This window comes from Chromohalobacter israelensis DSM 3043, from assembly GCF_000055785.1.
GTDB lineage: Bacteria > Pseudomonadota > Gammaproteobacteria > Pseudomonadales > Halomonadaceae > Chromohalobacter > Chromohalobacter israelensis.
This window is the reverse complement of the sequence record NC_007963.1, coordinates 3,361,303-3,380,812: the sequence shown is the minus strand read 5'-3', so window position 1 is coordinate 3,380,812 and position 19,510 is coordinate 3,361,303. Positions and strand designations below refer to the sequence as shown.

The window sequence follows — 19,510 nt, the reverse complement described above, 5'->3', positions numbered from 1 at the left end:
CGCACGTCACCGCTGCCTCGACGCGTCGGCGGTGCGTTCAGAGCGCGGGTGGCGCGGCGCGGCGTATCAAGCTGGGGATCTCGCTGGCGGCCACGGCGGGGCTGACCCAGAACCCTTGTCCGAAGCTGCATCCCATCGCGGTCAATTGTCGGGCCTGTTCCGCATGCTCGATCCCTTCGGCCACGACACGCAGGGAAAATTGCCGGGCCAGTTCGACCACTGTGCGCACGACCCGGTCATCGGGCGTATCTTCCCGCAGGCTGTCGACGAACAGCTTGTCGATTTTCAGGGTGTGCAGTGGCATGGCCTGCAATCGTGCAAGCGATGAGTAACCCCTCCCGAAGTCATCCAGGGCCAGCCGGAAGCCGGCACCGTCGAGCAGGCGCATCGCCTCCATGACGGCCTCGGGGGACTGCATGACGGCTTCTTCGGTCAACTCGAGTAGCCACCATTGCGGGTCGCTGCCGGAAGACACCACCTGATCATGGATCTTGCGCGCCGCGTCAGCCCCTTGAAGCTGCGATACCGACAAGTTGACGCCCATGGTGAGTTCGAGCCCGGTTTCGCGCCAGGATTCGAGCTGCCGAGCCGCCTCGTCGATGACCCATTTGCTGAGGGCGCCCATCAAGCCGATTTCTTCGGCAACGGGAATGAAGGTCGCCGGGGAAATCATCTCGCCCTCGGCATCCTGCCAGCGCAGAAGCGCTTCCACGGCTACGATTCGGCCGCTGTCGAGCTCCCAGACGGGTTGGTAATGCAATTGCAGCTCGCCTGCTGCCAGCGCATGATTCAGCTTGGTTTCCAACGACAGGCGTTGCTGGCGGCCGGTGGCGAGCTCCGGCGAGAAGAAGACCGTGTGCTGACCCGAGCGTTTGGCGGCATACATCGCCATGTCGGCCTGATCGATGACGGTCTCGGGGTCGTCGCTGAGATAGGGAAAGAGGCTGACGCCGATGCTGGCACCGAGCCGATGAGCGTATCCGTTGATTTCGAAAGGCTGACGCAGCGTTCGGCTGATACGCCGCGCCATCTCTTCGGCGCCTCGGGCCAGGCGTTGTCGGACGTCTTCTGCCACTGACGGCGAATATCGTGGATCGTCCATCATGACGACGATGAATTCGTCACCCCCCTGGCGTGCCACCAGGTCGCCTTCCCGCAGCGTATTGTTGATGCGCCAGGCGACGTTCTGGAGGACGCGATCGCCGACCTTGTGCCCGAGGGCATCGTTCACCAGCTTGAAGTCGTCGAGATCGATGAACAATATCGCCGCGGCCTGCTCATGGTTGGCTCGTCCCACCAGTTCATGCAGACGGGCCAGCAAGGAGCGGCGGTTCGCCATGCCGGTCACCGGGTCTTCATAGGCGAGTCGTTTTATTTCCTGGTTCTGTGCCTTGCGCACGTTCTGCAGTCGCAGGCGGTCCAGGCCAAAGGCGAGGTTTTCGGCGAGGCGCTCGAGCAGCGCCCGTTCATCGCTGGCGAAGTCTCCCGACTGTTGCGAATACACCGCCAGCACACCGCTCGATCCCACCGAGACATTCAAGGGTAGCGCGATCTCCGCGCCCAGCCCCCAGGCGGTGATCTGCTCTCTCCAGGGCGCCATGCGCGGTTCGGAAGCCATGTCGGAAACGATCTGGGGGCTCCCGGTCGCAATGGCTTTCCCGATGGGGCCCTGTCCCAGTGGCGAGCCATCGGCACTCACGTCGATGGCTCGCGCGTAATCGGCGGCGTCTCCGGCGATGTAGCACTTGGCCACCTTCTTCTGCGTGCTGTCGTCGGCAAATCCGACCCAGGCCAGTGCGTATCCTTCAAATTGCGCGATGACCTCGCACACGGATTGCAACAGCCCCTCTTCCGTGGATTCACGCACCATCATTTCGTTGCAGGCATGCAAGGTCTGCAGCGCGCGATTGACGGCATTCAGCTTTTGCTGGGTCGATCGGTGGTGGTCGGCCTGTGTCAGAGAGAGTCGGCGCAGGCGCAGCAAATTGCCCACACGGGACAGCAGCACGGCCCTGGAGGTGGGCAGCTCCACCAGGTCGTCGATGTCGGCGCCGAGTTCGCGATAGGCCCAGGCGGCGGACGCTGCTTCCTTGCCGGCAATTGCCAGGATCGGAAACACCAGCGGGTAGGCGTTTTCACGAACGCTTCGTAGTCGCTCGCGGGAGTGCTCCCACGCCCAGGCGTCCACGATGACCAGATCGGCCTTGCCATCTGGCAGGGTCACGCTTTCCGGCGTTAACCCGGCGTCTCGCAGCGTCCGCACCAGCAATCGTTGATCTGCGCGGGCCCTCAACGCGACCTGCACATGCAGCAGGTTCTGGGATTCTCCCGACGGCTGGGAGAAAAGCGCAGGAAATCTACTCGGTGGCATCAAGGGTCGCTATCTTGGAAGGGATTCCCTGCAGGATTCCCTGCAGGCCGTAAAGCGGTGCACCGACGCGCAGACCCTCGCGGGTTATCTGGAACTCCCGCAATGTCTTCTCGAAATCCCCCGTGCGTTTTTTCAGGATACCGATGGCCTTGCGCAGCCCGCCGTCCAGTTCCATGTAGCGCAGCAGAACGATCGTGTCCGCCAAGTAGTTGATATCGTCCTCCGACGGGCGCAGCTCCTCGCCCGCGATCGCCGACTGTTCATTCACCAGCAGGACCGTGACGCCCATGTTGGAGAGGTAATGACACAGCGCATGGGCATGCGCCGTGATGTCGTCACCCCTGACGGATTGGCGAAAACCCGCGAGGCTATCGAGCATGACCATGCGGGCCCCTTGCTGCTCGACCTCGGTCCTGACCCGCCAGGCGAACTCGTCCGGTGAGTAGTGCAGCGGCTCGACTTCATCGATGCTCAGCGAGCCCTTCGCCATCATGTCCGAAACGGGGATGCCGATCGCCTCGCAACGTGTGCGCAGCGTGCCGATGCTCTCTTCGAACGTGTAGACCACGGACCGTTCGCCGCGCCGCGCCGCCTCGTGCATGTATTGAAGCCCGAGCGAGGTCTTGCCGACCCCGGTGGGGCCGGAAATGATGGTGACGGTCCCGCGTGTGATGCCGCCGCCCGAGAGGCGGTCCAGTTCACCGATGCCACAAGGCAGTTCTTCCGCCACATACGTGCGTCGATGCTCGCCAGGCATCAGGCGTTCGAAGACCTGCATGCCATGATCGCCGAGCCGTAGCGTGTGCTCGCCCTCGGAAAACCCGGAACCTCGGAACTTGAGAACGCGCAATATGCGCCGGTTTTCCCGGTGCTCCAGCTCCAGGATACCGTCACCGAGGTAGCGCAGGTCGGTATCCGCCGAGGACCCTTGCTCCGCTGTATAGAGCACCGTTGTCCCGGCGCTATTGAGGTATTCGAGTAGCCCCATCACCTGTTTGCGGAATTGATAGGCATCCGGCATGAGTTGACGCAATTGGCTCAGCGCGTCGATGAATACGCGCTCGGGAGGGCCATCGGGCAACAGGGCGCCGATCCGCGAGCGTATATCCACGCCCTCCGCTTCCCAGGGCTCCAGCAGGGTGTACGCCGCCTCTGGTTCGGCGTCGGCTCCCGGAGACAGATCGATCACGCTGGTGCCGTCGAGGGACAGGCCGATGCGGAGGGCATCCGCACGCAGATTGCGTTCTGACTCGCCGAGGCTGATCAGCAATCCATTTCCATCGGCCGAAGAGGCCAGGTACTGAAGTCCCAGCGTGGTTTTTCCGGTACCCGGCCCACCCGATACCAGGTAGGAGCGTCCGGGCAGAAACCCGCCTCTGAGTATCCTTTCCAGCCCAGGGATCTCAACGCTGATGCGTTCTCCATGCGGCTCGTTCACGCCATGATCTCCCTATGCAACGACCGATCTCGCCTACTGCTTCTTGCCCCTGAGGCGTTCATTCACCTGAGCGTGGCATGACATAGACGATGTGCCCCGAGGGACACATGGCCAGGCGCTGGCGATTCGTTCGAGGTTGGTATGAAGTTGTAGATTTAAACACTTAAAAGTTAATCGAATGTTACGCCAAATACCTTGGTAAACGGGTTTGTGGCAACATGACTGTAAGTGTTTTTATCTATAAGTTGCAAGGCGTCCCGCTCGGCGTTTGGCGGGGGAACCCGACCAGCGGCAGTACCACGCAGTGGCCATCATTCATTGACACCGGGAGGTGCTCAGAGCATGGAAACGTTGGATGAAACCGAGCTTCGTCGTTCTCTACGAGTCCTGATCGCTGATGATCGTTTATTGGTACGCAAGGGCATGCAGATGTTCCTGTGCGAACACCCCCGGGTCGATATGGTCTGCGAGGTGGCCAGCGTGCGGGATATTCGGGGGGCCATGCGTGCCACGCCGGTGGATATCATACTTTTTGACTACGAGCTGTTGGTTCGGCAGGAAGAGAGGATCGATGTCCTTTGCGGTCAGACACCAGCCGTCGTGCTTTCCGTTCCAGAACACCTCGGTGCCATCGAGCAGGTCATTGCAATGGGGGCATCCGGATTCCTGCTGGTGAAAGCAACGTCAGAGGATTTGGAAGATGCTATGATGCTTGCCGTGGCGGGTGGCACTTTTCTTTGCCCTTCTCTTTTTCGTAATATGCTGGCTAACGGATGGGGCGAAGCGGCTATGCCAGGACGCGCCACTTTCGGATATGACGATCTGACATCCGATGCTCACGACTCGGAAAAATTGCTTAGCGAAGGCAAGTCGTTGAAGCATGTCGCCAAGCTGCTGAACGTGTCGCTCGGCGATGCCGAAACCGCGATCAAGCGTTTGGCTCGGCTATATGGAAGGAATTATCGAGAGGCACTGCAGGAAGCGGTGTCCCTGGGTGTGCTGACGACAGAGGCCCACCGGACTACCCACCATCGCCGCGAACGGCTCGGGAAGGACGAACAAGAATAAACGGATGACATGATCAACCTCCTCCTCGCAGAAGACCACTTGCTGGTCCGCGCTGCTCTCGCGCACCTCATCAACGCTTTTCAAGGCATTCACGTTGTCGCCGAAGAGGCGTGCGGACACGAAATCCTGGATGCCGCTCGTATCCATCCCGTGGACGTGGCCCTGATCGATGCCGCGCTGCTTCCCATTCAGGACTGGGATCTGATTCGCCAGCTCAAGACGGTGCGGCCCGGCATCAACATTCTGGTCACCTCCAGTTATCTCAGCGATCGCTATGTCGAGCGCCTGATGGAAGCCGGTGCCTGTGGTTTCGTGCACAAGAATGCTGCCGTCAATGAGCTTGAGACCGCCATTCGTCAAGCGGCGGCGAATCGGCGCGTACTCTACCCGGGGGTCGACGTCTCGGGCCTCGCCGCTACTGAGCAGGCACCGTCTTCCGTGCCTGCTTTGACCCGACGCCAGCAGGAGATTCTCAAGCTTATCGTGGATGGCTGCCGCAGCCGGACGATCGCGGAGCAGCTCGACTTGAGCGTCAAGACCGTGGAGGCCCATCGCCGGGAAATCATGCGGCGCGTGGGCAAGCAGAACAGTGCCGGGTTGGTGAAGGAAGCCATCCGCCTGGGGCTGGTGCCTTTCCCGACATAGCACGCCTCGTCTGTGGCCCGGAGCCTGCCTCGCCGGCATGTGGGCAACGAGATCCGAGAACGCAGATGCCAGAACGAAAAAAGCGGTGTCCGTGAGGACACCGCTTTTCGTCTGTTTGGTAGCGGGGGCCGGATTTGAACCGACGACCTTCGGGTTATGAGCCCGACGAGCTACCAGGCTGCTCCACCCCGCATCAGCTGAGACGCATTCTACGTTTTTCATGGCATAGGTCAAGCACGGATTCACTCGGGCGTGCAGCCTGGCCAAACTCGATCATACTGAAGAGAGGCATGCGCCAAGGAGGCGAGTCAACGTGACTCCGTCATGGGGCGGGCACATTTCGACACTACCTGGGGAATGGATATGACGACGCAGACAGCACCCGTAGCGTGGGTCACCGGCGGTACCGGTGGCATTGGAACCGCGATTTGTCAGGCGCTGGCCGAGGCCGGTTATTTCGTCGTGGCAAGTTATCACAATCGGGAAAAAGCCCAGGCCTGGCTGGCGGCACGCCGCGACGAGGGCTTCGAGAACCTGGCCCTGGCAGGGATCAACCTGACCGACTTCGATGCCTGTCATGCCGGCGTCGACGACATTCGTCGTCAATACGGCCCTGTCGAACTGCTGGTCAACTGCGCCGGCATCACGCGCGACAGCACGCTCAAGAAGATGTCTCCCCAGCAGTGGCGCGAGGTCATCGACTGCAACCTCAACAGCGTCTTCAATACCTGCCGTTGCGTGATCGAGGACATGCTCGAGGCGGGCCATGGGCGTATCGTCAACATCTCGTCGATCAATGGTCGCAAGGGCCAGTTCGGTCAGGCCAATTACTCTGCCGCCAAGACGGGTATGCATGGCTTGACCATGGCGTTGGCCCAGGAAACGGCGACCAAGGGAATCACCGTCAATACCCTGTCGCCGGGATACATCGCCACCGACATGATCATGTCGATTCCCGAGAAGATCCGTGAGTCGATCCGGGAAACCATCCCGGTCAAGCGTTTCGGCAAGCCCGAGGAGATTGCCCGCGCGGTGGTGTTCCTGGCCGACCGTGAGTCGGGGTTCATCACCGGTGCCAACCTCGACATCAACGGCGGGCAGTTCATGGGCTGAGGCGCGCGCGGCCCAAGGATATCGGGCCGCGCTCGCAAAGCGGTGACTGAGATTTATGCCACGCGGCGGGCGAGAGCGTCGAACAGCGTGTCGAAGCGTGCAACCAGGGTGGTCCAGGCGGTCGGCGTCACCGGGCCCGTGGCCAACAGCTGCCGCAAGACCTCGGCGAGTTCCTGATCGGGTTGCGGTGCCTGTCCCAGGCCGTTGTTGAGTCGCGCGACCTGAACCTCGAGGCGTAGTGGCTCGTCCTCCGCCGCGACCGGTTCGTCGGCGAGCAACGCCACCTGAACGACGAGTCGCGCCAGCAGGTGCTCTGCCGTATCGGTTGTCCCTTCCCGACGTGATGCGTTACGCGCCGCATGGGCCTGTTGCCAGTCGCGCGGCAGGGCCTCGGGGGCGGCGACGTCCCCGGCGTCTTCACCCTGGAGCATCTGGGCGTCCGCCGCGACATGGGCGTCGACCAGGGGCCGCAAGACCTGCCAACGGTCGGCCTGTTCAGCGAGCGCCAAATGCACGAGGCGTTCCCGACGTGTCCGCACGATACCCTGCCAGCGACGGCGCATGCCTTCGCTGCGACGTCCACCGGGCAGGGGCTCCAGCGCCTCGGCTTCGCGAATGCCTGCATCCAGCGTGGCGCTCTCGTCGGCCCGCTCAGGCTGCCAGGCATCGAAGCGATCGATCAGGGCCTGCATGCTGTCCAGGCGTGCCTGGGCTTGTTGCGCGCGATTTTCACGCTCGGCCTCGCGTGCGGCAAAAATGCGATCGCAGAGCCCCCGGAACTGGCGCCACAGCATTTGTTCCTCGCCCTTGGCGGCCCGTCCCAGGGCGCGCCATCGCGCCTGCAGCGCCTTGGCATCTTCGCTGCGTTGGGAGGCGGACATGTCGGCTTCCACCAGGGCTTCGGCCTCGGCGATCAACTGTCGCTTGGCCTCGCCGATTTCTCCGGCACGGCGATCGATCAGCGCCTGCAGCTCGTGACGTACACGGCCGAAGCGTTGGCCGAGCGGCTTGGCCTGCTCGCGAGGCACCGGAGAGAACTGCTGCCACTGCTCCCGCGCGCGGTTGCGGATCTGGCGCAGGATATCCGGGTCGGCCCGGGAATCGGGATGCGCGATGAGCTCTTCCAGCTGTTCGCAGAGCGCTTCGCGCGCTTCGAGATTGCGCTTGCGTTCGTCGTCACGGCGTTGGTACCAGTCGGCCAGCGCGTCGTGAATGCGTTGCGATGCGCTCCGGAAGCGCTGCGATAGCTCCGCGGTGGCGGCGGCGTCGCCGAGGGCCGCCCACTCCTTGATCAACTGCCGGTGACGGCGATCACGGTCGGCATCGGGCAGGGTATCGTCCTCGGCCAGTGCCTCGATGCTGTCGATGAGCTGGGTGCGTTTGGGGCCCGCCACGAAGCCTCGCCAATCGCGCAGCTCGGCCAGGCGCGCGCCGAGGCGCTTGAGTCGTGCTTCAAGCTCGCCGCGCGATGCTCTGGGCAGGGCGTCGAGGCGCTGGCGCAATTGTCGATACGAGCGACTGGCGGTTTTCAGGGTGCCGCGGTCGAGGTGATGTTCGAGTGCGTCGAGCTCTTCCTGCAGTGCCGCCAGGTCGACGGGCGCATCGCCGTCGGCCGTTTCGGCCTGACGCAACCGGCGTGCCTCCTGAATCAGCGGTGTCGGCGGCAGATCGTTGGGCCAGTCGATGCGTGCCAGGCAATCGTCGATGGCGGCATGATCGTCGCGCAAGGCATCCTCGAGCGCCTTGGCATGGGTCGTGGCGCGATCCCAGGCATCGTTGACGCGCTGGCAGGCGGCTTGTGCCGCGGCATAGCGGGCCTGGATGTCGTCATCCGGCGGATAGTGATCGGAGAGCGCAAGCCAGCGCTCGCCATGCAGGCGCTGCTGAGCGCGCAGGCTGTCGATGTCCTGATGGGTCAGGCTCGAGGCCTGGGCGAGGCTGGCAACGGCGTCCTCGAGGGCTTCGACCAGGGTGGCGCGGGTATGTGCGGCTTCTTCCTGCCGCTGCAGCGCCTGATGCTGGGCGTGTCCCTCGGTCTCGTGATCGGAGAGCGTCTTGTGGCACCGCTGGCTGGCTTCCTGGAAACGACGCTCCTGCTCGTCGCTGGGCGTATCGCCGAGTGCCTCCCACTCGCGGATCAGGTGGCGGTAGCGGGCGCCGTAGAGCGGTTCCCAGGCATGCAGTGCATGTGCCTCCAGGGCCTCCAGAATGCGTTGCCGGGCGGCTTGCTGGGCCTGGGTTTCCTCGGCGTCGGCCCGCAGGCGCTGCAGGCGTTCGCGCGCCTGGCGGATGACGGCCTTGTCGCGTCGCGCCTCGCGCGCCAGACGTTGCAGTCCTGCGTGGCTCGTGACGCGTTCGGCGGCGGCGTGACGCACCGCGGCGATGCCGTTGTCGCAGGCCTGGCGGATCAAGGCCGCTTCGTCGTCGAGCCGGGCCAGGGCGGCCAGGCGCAATTGCTGGTTGTCGCCCGCCTCGGTGAGCGTCACGAGCAGGTCATGGTCTTCCAGCGTGTCGACCAGGGTGAGGCGCTGATTCAGGGGCGGAGCGTCGGGGACGCTGCCGCACAGCAACTGGCTGAGCCGGGCCCGGAGTTCGGCATTGTCGTGCGCCTCCAGCCACGCAAGAAGCAAGGCGGGATCGTCGAACTGGGCGAGTGCCTCGCGCCGGACCGTGGCATCCTCGTCGCGTGCCAATTGTTCGAGGGCTTGGTGGTCGGCAGGCTTGCGCTTATCGAGTTGGGCGATGGCCATGTGGCGAACGCGGGGGTCGCGATGTCGCCAGCGTGGCGCGAAAAAACGGCGGAAGAATCCAGACATGACCCGGCATGCATCCCTGTTCTTGACGTATTGAATGCGTGGCAAAGCGAATGCGACGACGCTCCTGTCGTCCCATCGCTACGATATTAGCAAAGTACGTCAGTGAAGTACGTCGTATGATTGAGTATCGTTTGCCACAGCCTATCAAAGCATGCGCGTCGATACCGGGAAAAGACGACGAAGGCAAGGGCGTCGGTGTGTGGAGACACCTGACAACAGCGTAGCGCTGGTCTTATCATCAGTTGCAGCCATCACGACCCTCGCTTAGCTTTATCCTTACACCAGACATCAGCTGTGGAGTGCGGCCATGAGCCTCAACATGGATCGGGCAGCATCGGCGTTCACCTTCAAGGGTGGCATGCTGCCCATGACGGTCATGGAACTGACGAGCGCCGACCCCGAGCAGATTCGCGCCCAACTGTCCGGCAAGGTGAGCCAGTCGCCCGCGTTCTTTCAACATACGCCGGTGGTCCTCAGCGTAGAACGTCTCGATGAGCCGCATCTCGCGCTGGAGCGCATTTGTGCCGTGTGCCGCGCGCATAAATTGCTGCCGGTGGCGGTGCGCGGCGGAACCGACCCCGTGAAGCAGTCCGCCTGGGCGCTGGGGCTGGGGTGGTTTCCGCCGCAGGAGGCGCGTCCACGGGCGGTGGAGGAAGTGCCGCTCGCCGACGCGCCGTCTCCCGAGGTCGAGGCGACGGCGTCGCCCACCGTGGGGCGTATCTATCGCGGCACGGTCCGTTCGGGACAGCAGATCAGCGCGCCCGAGGGCGACCTGGTCGTCGTGGGGGCGGTCAACCCCGGCGCCGAAGTGCTTGCCGCCGGCAGCGTGCATGTCTATGGCCCGCTGCGCGGACGGGCGCTCGGCGGCATTCACGGCGATCGTCAGGCGGGCATCTTCTGCCAGGAACTGCACGCCGAGCTGCTGTCGCTGGCCGGCAATTACAAGCGCCTTGAAGACATCGATCCGCGCCTGTTGAGCCAGCCCGTGCAGGTACAGTTGCGCGACGACCAATTGAACATTTCATCGCTCGGCTAGCCGGGATGTCAGGGCGCCATGTCGCGCCAGCGGGGATGGCTAGTACGAACGACTCAATAGCAACAGGAAGCTCATCTTGGCCAAGATCATTGTAGTGACCTCCGGCAAGGGCGGAGTCGGTAAAACCACCAGCGCAGCGGCCATCGCCACGGGACTGGCGCTGCGTGGCAACAAGACCGTCGTGATCGATTTCGACGTGGGGCTTCGCAACCTCGACCTCATCATGGGGTGCGAGCGTCGCGTGGTCTATGACCTGATCAACGTCATCCAGGGCGAGGCGGGCCTCAACCAGGCCTTGATCCGCGACAAGCGGACCGAGAACCTGCATATCCTGCCGGCGTCTCAGACGCGCGACAAGGAGGCCCTGACCGCCGATGGCGTGGAAAAGGTGCTCGAGGCCCTGTCCCAGGAATACGATTTCATCGTCTGCGATTCGCCGGCGGGCATCGAGCACGGTGCGCAGTTGGCGATGTACTTCGCCGACGAGGCCATCGTGGTGACCAATCCCGAGGTGTCGTCGGTACGCGATTCCGACCGCATTCTGGGCTTGCTGGCGTCCAAGACGCGGCGCGCCGAACGCAGCGAGCCACCGGTGAAGGAGCATTTGCTGATCACCCGCTATGACCCCAATCGCGTGACCTCGGGCGACATGCTGACGCTCGACGACGTGCGCGAGATCCTGGCCATCAATCTGGTGGGCCTGATCCCCGAATCCGAGGCGGTGCTGCGTGCGTCCAACCAGGGCGTGCCCGTGGTGCACGACATGGACAGCGACGCGGGTCAGGCCTATGCGGACACCGTGTCGCGGCTCCTCGGCGAAGACGTGCCGCTGCGCTTTCATGAATTCCAGAAGAAAGGACTGCTCTCCCGTATGTTTGGAGGAGGCCGCCGGTGAAACTGCTCGAATTTCTGAAACGCGAACGCAAGAAGTCGGCATCGGTTGCCAAGGAGCGCCTTCAGATCATCGTGGCGCACCAGCGGGGACAGCGCGATCAGCCCGACTACATGCCGATGCTGGAAAAAGAGCTGCTCGAGGTGATTCGGCGCTACGTGCAGGTGGACCAGGATGCGATCAACATCAGTCTGGACCGCGATAACGATTGCTCGGTGCTCGAGCTCAACGTCACGTTGCCGCGCGATGAGTGAAAGCCCGTCGGCTGAGTCGGGCGGCCGGGTATGCTAGGCTGAGCGCTTTTGGCAGTGGGGGAGACTGCGGCCATGGCGCAGGGCAAGACCGAGCCGACCTTTCTTTGGCATGATTACGAGACCTTCGGTGCCGATCCTCGGCGCGACCGCCCCGCGCAGTTCGCCGCGATCCGCACCGACAGCGACTTCAATCCCGTCGGCGAACCAATGACGTTCTATTGCAAGCCGGCGGACGATTTCCTGCCTCATCCCCAGGCCTGTCTGATCACGGGCATCACGCCCCAGGCGGCTCGCCGTCGTGGCCTGGCCGAGATCGAGTTCGCCGCGCGCATCCACGCCGAGATGAGTGTCCCCGGCACCTGCTCGCTGGGCTATAACACGCTGCGTTTCGACGACGAAGTCAGCCGTCATCTCTTCTACCGCAACTTCATCGATCCGTACTCGCGCGAATGGCAGAACGGCAACTCGCGATGGGACCTGATCGATGTGGTGCGTACCTATCATGCCCTGCGTCCCGACGGCATCGAGTGGCCGACGCGCGAAGACGGCGCGCCGAGCTTTCGTCTCGAGGACTTGACCGCCGCCAACGGCATCGAGCATGCCGGTGCCCACGATGCATTGGCCGACGTCCGTGCGACCATCGAGCTGGCGCGTCTGCTCAAGGCCCGCAACGCCCAGTTGTTCGAGTACCTGCTCAAGCTGCGCGACAAGCGCACGGTGGCCAGGATGCTGGACATCCAGGCGCGCAAGCCGATGCTGCACGTGTCGCGGCGTTACCCCGCCAGTCGTGGCTGCAGTGCCCTGGTGGTGCCGCTCGCCGAGCATCCCAGCAATCCCAACGGGGTGATCGTCTATGACCTGTCGGTGGATCCCTCACCGCTGCTGTCGATGGAGGCGGCGCAGATCCGCGAGCGGGTGTTCGCCAGTGCCGATGAGCTGGCCGAGGGAGAGGCGCGCATTCCTCTCAAGGTGATTCACATCAACAAGAGTCCGGTGATCATGCCGGCGGCCTCGCTCAAGGACGTCGATGGTCCGCAGCGGGGCGAATACGGTGCCCTCGTGGCCCGGCTGGGCCTGGACATGGCAGCCTGCCGCCGCCACTGGAAGCAGCTCCAGGCGGCGCCGGACGTGGCGGCCAAGGCTGCCGAGGTATTCGCCGAGGGCCCCGGAGCACCACCCAGCGACCCGGATCTGATGCTGTATTCGGGGGGCTTTTTCTCGCCCGCGGACCGGCGCGAGATGCAGCGCGCACGCGAGATGCCGGCCTGGGACCTGGCCGAGGCGAGCTTCGCCTTTCAGGATCCGCGTCTGGAGGAAATGCTGTTTCGTCTGCGCGCGCGCAACTATCCCGACACCCTGAGCAGCGAGGAGCAGGCGCAGTGGGAGGCCTATCGCTGGGCGCGCATGAACGACGCCGAGGTGGCCAGCCTGACGTTGACGGGGTTCGCGCGCGAGATCGAACGTCTCAACCAGGTGCCGCTGGACGACGCGCAGCGCCAGGTGCTCGAAGAGCTGGTCATGCACGTCGAGGCGATGATGCCGCCGCAGGCGTTCGGCTGACACGATTTCGTCGCGATGCGACGCTCACGTCATGACGACATGCGCCCGGGCCTGATGTGGCTCGGGCGCATGTCGTTTCGAGCCGCGTACGCTCAGTCCCGCGTTGCCGGCAGGGGACGGAAGGTGTCGACGAGGGACGGGATGTCGCTGGCAGTGGTCCGAGCGTCGTAGTTGACCGTGAGCGGCGGCGAGCGACGCAGACGCTGCCAGGCCTGACGCACCGCTTCGGCGTCCAGGGCGTCGACCGTGTCGGCCAGTTTGTCGCGGCGCGCGAAGTCCGGCTCGGCGAAGGCCAGTGTCTGCCAGAGCCGGTCGGTCAGTTCGCCCAGGCTATTGTCACGCTCCCGCAAGCGGCTGCTGACGGCCGCGCGATAGGGCGCGAGGGCACTGTCGTCGAGGGAGGCCATGCGCGCGTCGAAGTCCTCCAGGAAGGCCTCCATGCGCTGGGCGATGCGCTGTTTTCCGGTGTCGGGGGACTGCACCAGCATGGCCAGGCCTGGCGCATCCAGTATCGGCGAGTAGCCGGCCGTGACGATATAGCCCAGTTGCTCCTCGGTGCGCAATCGGGTGTAGAACGGTGCCTCGATCAGCTTGCCGATGACCGCCAGCCGAGCCTGGCTTTCCAGGCTGCGGTCGGGGCCTTGCAGATAGCGCAGTACGGCGGCGTCGTTGCGCGTGCTGCGGGGGTGCAGGGTCGGCGGCGTCTCGGGGATCGCCAGCGGCGCCAGGGGCGGTATGTCCTCGGCATGCAGACGAGGGGCGAGGGCGTTGGCGATCTGCAGTCCCTCGCGACGCGCCAGTTCGTCGCTCAGGTTGCCCACCGCCATGGCCTGCACGTAGAGGTCGCCGAGGAACGTGGCACGGTAGTCGCGCAGATCCTCGACGTCGAGGGATGACAAGGCGTCGAGCATCGCCGATGTCGACCATTGGGGACGCAGCAGCGCCTCGCCGAGCGACCGGTACATCTGCTGGTGTAGAGGCGCCTGGGCGGCGTTGCGCCACTGCTGTGACAGCCGGTACTTGACGCGCGAGAAACTCGCCTCGCTGATGTCGCCTCGTTTCAGGCGTTCGACGACGTCGTTCATCAACCTTGACTGACGGTCGCGCCAGCCGGAGAAGGTCAGCGTGATGCCCCGTGCGTGGGCATAGGCATCGAAGGATTGACCGGCCAGGCGAGCGGGGTAGAAGCGTGCATTGAGGCTGTCGGTGATCCAGCCCGCGAGCAGTCGCGTCAGGGCGGCATTGCGGGCGCTGGCGGAGGTGTCGGGGGACTGCAGGCTGAAGCGCCACTCCACGCGTGGTGTGCCGAAGCGGTCGTTGGCCAGGTGCCAGAGTTCGACGCTGGGTGCGTCGACGATGGCCTGGGGTCGATCGCCGCTCAAGGCGTGCACCTCGAGGTCCTCGGCGATGAAAGGATTGCGTGAGGGGAGCTCGAGGCCGTCCAGGGCGCTGGCCTCCGGCCAGGTTTCGACCCGGCTCAGCGTATAGGGGGCGTCGAAGTAGGGCGAGGTGGTCTCGCCCTCCACGTCCGGCCCGCTGTACACGCGCAACAGGTGCGCGGGCGTCATGTCGGCCAGATAGTCGCGAATGCGGGCGGCGTCGAATCCGTCCATGCGGTAGGGAGCGTACTGCACATCCTCGAGCGGCACGTGGGCCAGGCGCATGGCCAGCTGGCTCGCCTGCTCGATCGGCTCGCCACGTTGCTGGAAGCGAAAGGCCTGCTCATTGAGGCGGGCCTGCTCATCGTAACGCCAGGCCTGGAGCCCTTGCTCGCGGATGCGCTCGATCTGGTCGAACAGGCTGGCCTGAATGCGCGAGAGATGCTTGGCGCCTTCCGGCGTGAGGCTGATCGAGACGGCAAACAAGGCATGCCGACCGTCGCCGTTCGTGGTACCCGCCGAGAGGCCGTCGGCCCACCCTTCGCGGCGCAGGGCCGCCAGCAGGCTGCCCTCGCCTTCGTGGCCGAGTAGATTGGCCAGGTACTCGGCAGGCTTGGTGCGGTAGTCCTGCTGCGGGTCGGGAATCGGGAACAAAAAGCGAACCTCCCGGTCCCGGGACAGGCTCTTGACCGCCAGGCGGGCGGGAAGCTCGGCGTCGGTGACCAGGGGTGTCTCGATCGGGGTGCGTGTCAGGCCTCGATCGGGAATCTCGGCAAAGCGATCGCGGACCATGGACTCGAGGGTGTCGAGGGACTGGGGGCCGATGACCGTCAAGTGCATGACATTGGCCCCGTAGTGGGACTCGTAGAAGTCGATCAGTTTCTCGCGCAGTGAGCGCTCCCCGCCCTGGAGCGTCTCCAGGCTGCCCACCGCAAACCTCGTCGCCGGGTGTTCGGGGTTGAGGGCGCGATCGGTGGCTTCGTTGATGCGGCGCCCGTCATCGCGCAGGCGGGCCTGGTATTCGGAGTGCACGGCGTTGCGCTCGCGCTCGACATACTCGGGGTTGAAGCGCGGGGCGACGAAGAAGCGACTGAAACGGTCCAGGGCCTCGGGCAGGGCCGTCGGTTCGATGTCGAAGTAGTAATTGGTATCGCGTGAGGCGGTGAAGGCGTTGTGATCGCCGCCGTGCGCCGAAATGAAATTCTGATAGGCATCGGCCTCGGGATAACGGTCGGTGCCGAGAAACAGCATGTGCTCGAGAAAGTGTGCCAGGCCGGGCGTGGCGTCGGGGTCGTCGCTGCTGCCGACGTCCACGTTCATGGCGGCGGCGGCCTCGTCGGCTTCCGGGTCGCTGACCAGCAGGATCTCGAGGCCGTTATCGAGCGTCAGCGCCCGGTAGTCGCGCGAATCGTTGGGGCTGGCGATGGGATCGACGACCTTGGCCACCGGGTCGCTGGCGTACACCGTCTGAGAGACGGCGAGGAGAAAAAGGCACATGCCGAGCAGCCAGCGGCCGGCACGGGAACGGGATGAAAGCACGATGATGGCTCCTTGTTCAGTGATGCCAGTAGGTCATCGGACCGGTGGGATGACCGCAGGCCCAATCCTGGTGCGATGGATCGTTGACACGTCTTGATACAGGAAAAGCGCCCAACAGTTCCAAGGGCGCGGGAGTGAGCATGGCACGCGCGTCATCGAGCGGCGTCGCGGGGTCCAGCCAGCGGGGCGCATCCCGGGCGTCGATGACTGCCGGAAAGCGGTCGCTCAAGGGCGTCAGCATGAGGTTGGCGGGGACCGTGACCAGGGCCGCGGAATCCGTGAATTCGGTCAGCGTGGTGTGGTAACGGCACCAGACCCCGGCCAGCAACAGCGGTGCACGATCGACGCGAGTGACCAGGAACGGCTGTTTCATGCGTGGCTGCGGCTTCCATACATAGACCCCGGCGACCGGGATCAGGCAGCGACGTGCCTGGAACGCCTCGCGGAACATGGGGCGTTGTTCGAGCGACTCGGCGCGTGCGCAGTGGGGGGCATGGTCCAGCACCTTGAGCCAGGGCGGTGTCAGCCCCCAGAATGCCGTGGCCCAATGCGCCTCGCCCTGCCCATGTCGAATGATCGACAGGGGACGGCGCGGCGCCAGATTGGGCCCCACGATCGGCGTGACCTCCTGACGCAATGCGTCGAGCGGCGGCGTTGTCCAGGGCTTGATGTAGAGACGGCCGGCCATGCGCTCTCCTCGCGGTTGGGCGCGTCAGGGTAAGCCAAGCCGACGGGGGCTTGCCAGCGCTGCTTTTGATATCCGGCAGTGCTTGTGACTTGCGTTTGCGTGCGTTCCCGATATGCTGGGGGAAACGCTGTTCGACCATGCGCGGCTCGAACTCTTGCACTCGACGGGAGACGAGATCGCGCCTGCTCATCATGAGGAATCCGATGGCTCGTCCCAGACAGCATGCACCCGAGGTGCTGCATGGCCAGGTCATGGCGGTGTGTGACGCCTGGCTGCGCGATAATCCCGTGCATACGCTGTCGTTGCGCTCCCTGGCGCGCGAAGTGGGATGCGCGCCGAGCACCTTGCTCAAGCTCTACGGCAGCTTCGGCAACCTGCTGCAATACGTCAACGTCGAGACGCTGGGACGTTTGCGGGCGGCCATGGAAGGGCTCGAGGGCACCGACCCCGAGCCGCGTCTCAAGGCGCTGGCCACGGCGTACTGGATGTACGCGCAGCACGAGCCCTACCGCTGGCAGATGCTGTTCGACTATCCGCTGGCTCAGGAAGGCGAACTGGATCAGCGCCAGAACGACATGATCGAAGGGCTGTTCGTGCGCGTCGAGGCGGCCCTGACCGAGTACCAGCCCCGCATGGGCGAGCTCGAGGCCCGGCGCATGGCGCGCACCCTGTGGGGCAGCGTGCACGGCCTGGTGCAGCTGGGCCTCAGCGAGCGCCTGGGGGTCTGGCAGGGGCAATCGCTGGAAGTCACGGCGCTGCTCGATCAATTGCTGACCACGACCTTGATGGGGCTCAAGTACGGTCCGAGAGAGCCGTGATCCCGCAACTGCTTACCCAACGGCGTTTCGCTCCCTTCTTCTGGACCCAGGCTCTGGGCGCGTTCAACGACAATGTCTTCAAGAACGTGCTGCTGCTGCTGCTCACCTTCGTGGCCGTGCCGCGTTACGGCTGGGACACGGGGCTGCTCAACAACCTTGCCGCAGGCCTTTTCATTCTGCCCTTCCTGCTGTTTTCCGCATGGGGCGGCCTGCTGGCCGATCGTCTCGACAAGCAGCGCCTGATTCGTCGCCTCAAGCTGCTCGAGCTCGTCACCATGTGCGTGGCGGCTGCCGCCGTGTGGTACGAGGCCTATCTCCTGCTGCTGGCGCTGCTGTTCATGATGGGTACCCAGTCGGCGCTCTTCGGCCCGGTCAAGTACGCCATCCTGCCGCAGCATCTGTCGGCGACCGAGCTGGTCAAGGGCAATGCCTGGGTCAGTCTGGGCACCTTCCTGTCGATATTGCTGGGAACGCTGCTGGCCGGCCTGCTGGCCGCCCTGGACGGCGCCTGGGCGCGTGGCGCGATCGCCGTCACCCTGGTGTCGCTGGCGTTGCTCGGCTGCCTTGCCAGCCTGTGGGTGCCCAGTGCCCCCTCCAGTCAGGAAGGAGCGGTCCAGTGGCGACCCTGGCGCGGAGCGTGCGAGGTCATGCGCGATGCCTGGCGCGAGCCGCGAGTGTTTCGTGCCTTGCTGGGCATCAGCCTGTTCTGGTTCCTGGGGGCCTGTTACCTGACGCAGCTGCCGGCCTGGACGCGGGATGTCGTGCACGGCAACGAGGCCGTCGTCAGCGCCTTGCTGGCGGCATTCGCGCTCGGGGTGGGGGCCGGTGCGCTGCTGTGTGCGCGCCTGTCGGCCGGGCGACTGGAAGTCGGTCTGGTACCGGCGGGGGCCATGATCTTTGGTCTGGCCGGGCTGGACCTGGGGCTGACTCAGCCGCTGGCGGGCAACGACTCGGGCCTGGCGGCCTTGAGCCTGGTGCCGGCATTCTGGCATCAGATGCTCGATCTCGCGGCGATCGGCCTGGGTGGAGGCCTCTACATCGTCCCGCTGTACACGCTGATCCAGTTGGAAAGTCGCGATGACCATCGTGCTCGCATGATCGCCGCCAACAATATCCTCAATGCCTTGTTCATGGTGCTGGCGGCGGCCTTCGGGGTGGTGATGCTGACCCTGGTCGGTGCATCGCTCAACGCCTTCATGCTGGCGCTTTCGGCGATTTCGCTGACCCTGGCGGCGGCGATCTTGTGCTGTGTGCCACGTCCCGTGCTGCGTCTGTCGATCTTCGTGCTGATCCGTGTGCTCTACCGGCTGCGCTTTCGCGGGCGCCAGGCCGTCCCCGCTCGAGGTGCGGCACTCGTGGTGTGCAACCATGTCAGCTTCATGGACGCCTTGATCCTGGGCGGCGGTTGTCCGCGTCCGCTGCGGTTCTTGATGGATCGCCCGATCTACGAGTCCCGCTGGCTCAACTGGTTCTTCCGCATCGCCGGTGCGATTCCGGTGGATTCGGAGCGCTGCGACCCGGGCGGCGTGCGCCGGGCCCTGGATGAGGTGAGCCATGCCCTGCGCCAGGGCGAGGTCGTCATGCTGTTTCCGGAAGGGCGGCTGACGCCCGATGGCAAGGTGCATCGGTTCCGGCGCGGCATCGACATCATCCTGGCCCGCGACCCGGTCCCCGTGGTGCCTGCCGGTCTGGCCGGCCTGTGGGGGTCATGGACCTCGAACCGTGGCGGCAAGGCGCTGACCAAGTGGCCGCGCCGTTTCCGGGCCCGCGTGGCGCTGTACTTCGGCGACCCCATTCCTGCCGGTCAGGCGACCCGCGCCGAAATGGAGCGCCGTGTCGCGACGCTCAAGGCCAAAGCGGAAGCCGAGATCGGGGTGGAGTCTTAGCCCTGGC

At 64.6% G+C, this 19,510-nt stretch carries 14 protein-coding genes and 1 tRNA gene; 9 read left to right on the top strand and 6 right to left on the bottom strand.

Annotation, left to right across the window (positions count from 1 at the left end; translation table 11 throughout):
- Window positions 1-37 precede the first annotated feature (37 nt).
- Complete coding sequence (locus tag CSAL_RS15335; RefSeq protein ID WP_187290066.1) at window positions 38-2,224, bottom strand: bifunctional diguanylate cyclase/phosphodiesterase; 2,187 nt, start codon at window positions 2,222-2,224, stop codon at window positions 38-40.
- A 133-nt stretch (window positions 2,225-2,357) separates the two neighbouring features.
- Window positions 2,358-3,809: an ATPase domain-containing protein gene (locus CSAL_RS15330; RefSeq protein WP_011508322.1), complete on the bottom strand. Its 1,452-nt coding sequence runs from the start codon at window positions 3,807-3,809 to the stop codon at window positions 2,358-2,360.
- A gap of 342 nt (window positions 3,810-4,151) precedes the next feature.
- Here CSAL_RS15330 and CSAL_RS15325 point away from each other — a divergent pair, with 342 nt between their 5' ends.
- Window positions 4,152-4,877 (top strand): response regulator, encoded by a 726-nt coding sequence (locus CSAL_RS15325; protein ID WP_011508321.1) that lies wholly within the window; start codon window positions 4,152-4,154, stop codon window positions 4,875-4,877.
- Between the two features lie 9 nt (window positions 4,878-4,886).
- Window positions 4,887-5,522, top strand: coding sequence for a response regulator (locus tag CSAL_RS15320; protein ID WP_011508320.1), 636 nt, complete (start codon window positions 4,887-4,889; stop codon window positions 5,520-5,522).
- A gap of 116 nt (window positions 5,523-5,638) precedes the next feature.
- On the opposite strand, the gene CSAL_RS15315 is transcribed toward CSAL_RS15320, so the two are convergent.
- A tRNA-Met gene (locus tag CSAL_RS15315) sits at window positions 5,639-5,715 on the bottom strand.
- Between the two features lie 170 nt (window positions 5,716-5,885).
- Between CSAL_RS15315 and phbB the strand changes: the two genes are divergently transcribed.
- Entirely contained in the window at window positions 5,886-6,635 is a 750-nt protein-coding gene (phbB, locus tag CSAL_RS15310) for an acetoacetyl-CoA reductase (RefSeq protein WP_011508319.1), read from the top strand.
- A gap of 53 nt (window positions 6,636-6,688) precedes the next feature.
- Here the strand turns inward: phbB and CSAL_RS15305 are convergent, their stop codons facing one another.
- The gene (locus tag CSAL_RS15305; RefSeq protein ID WP_011508318.1) at window positions 6,689-9,451 is read right to left on the bottom strand and encodes a DUF349 domain-containing protein; all 2,763 of its coding nucleotides are present in this window, start codon (window positions 9,449-9,451) and stop codon (window positions 6,689-6,691) included.
- Between the two features lie 307 nt (window positions 9,452-9,758).
- Between CSAL_RS15305 and minC the strand changes: the two genes are divergently transcribed.
- The 4 genes from minC (at window position 9,759) to sbcB (ending at window position 13,193) form a co-directional block, all read left to right on the top strand.
- Entirely contained in the window at window positions 9,759-10,487 is a 729-nt protein-coding gene (minC, locus tag CSAL_RS15300) for a septum site-determining protein MinC (protein ID WP_011508317.1), read from the top strand.
- Window positions 10,488-10,563: 76 nt separating this feature from the next.
- The gene (gene minD / locus CSAL_RS15295) at window positions 10,564-11,382 is read left to right on the top strand and encodes a septum site-determining protein MinD (RefSeq protein WP_011508316.1); all 819 of its coding nucleotides are present in this window, start codon (window positions 10,564-10,566) and stop codon (window positions 11,380-11,382) included.
- Window positions 11,379-11,633 (top strand): cell division topological specificity factor MinE, encoded by a 255-nt coding sequence (gene minE / locus CSAL_RS15290; protein ID WP_011508315.1) that lies wholly within the window; start codon window positions 11,379-11,381, stop codon window positions 11,631-11,633. Before minD ends, minE begins: the two co-directional genes overlap by 4 nt.
- A gap of 72 nt (window positions 11,634-11,705) precedes the next feature.
- Entirely contained in the window at window positions 11,706-13,193 is a 1,488-nt protein-coding gene (gene sbcB, locus CSAL_RS15285; protein WP_011508314.1) for an exodeoxyribonuclease I, read from the top strand.
- A 92-nt stretch (window positions 13,194-13,285) separates the two neighbouring features.
- Here sbcB and CSAL_RS15280 read toward each other — a convergent pair whose 3' ends face one another.
- Complete coding sequence (locus CSAL_RS15280; protein WP_011508313.1) at window positions 13,286-16,111, bottom strand: insulinase family protein; 2,826 nt, start codon at window positions 16,109-16,111, stop codon at window positions 13,286-13,288.
- A gap of 16 nt (window positions 16,112-16,127) precedes the next feature.
- Window positions 16,128-16,799 (bottom strand): SOS response-associated peptidase, encoded by a 672-nt coding sequence (locus CSAL_RS15275; protein ID WP_011508312.1) that lies wholly within the window; start codon window positions 16,797-16,799, stop codon window positions 16,128-16,130.
- Window positions 16,800-17,002: 203 nt separating this feature from the next.
- On the opposite strand from CSAL_RS15275, the gene CSAL_RS15270 reads away from it, so the two are divergent.
- Together CSAL_RS15270 and CSAL_RS15265 are read left to right on the top strand one after the other, a co-directional pair.
- A complete protein-coding gene (locus CSAL_RS15270; RefSeq protein ID WP_035413170.1) occupies window positions 17,003-17,617 on the top strand; it encodes a TetR/AcrR family transcriptional regulator in 615 nt (204 codons plus the stop codon).
- Window positions 17,614-19,503, top strand: a complete 1,890-nt coding sequence (locus CSAL_RS15265; RefSeq protein WP_011508310.1) for an MFS transporter — start codon at window positions 17,614-17,616, stop codon at window positions 19,501-19,503. Before CSAL_RS15270 ends, CSAL_RS15265 begins: the two co-directional genes overlap by 4 nt.
- The last annotated feature ends 7 nt before the right edge of the window (window positions 19,504-19,510 follow it).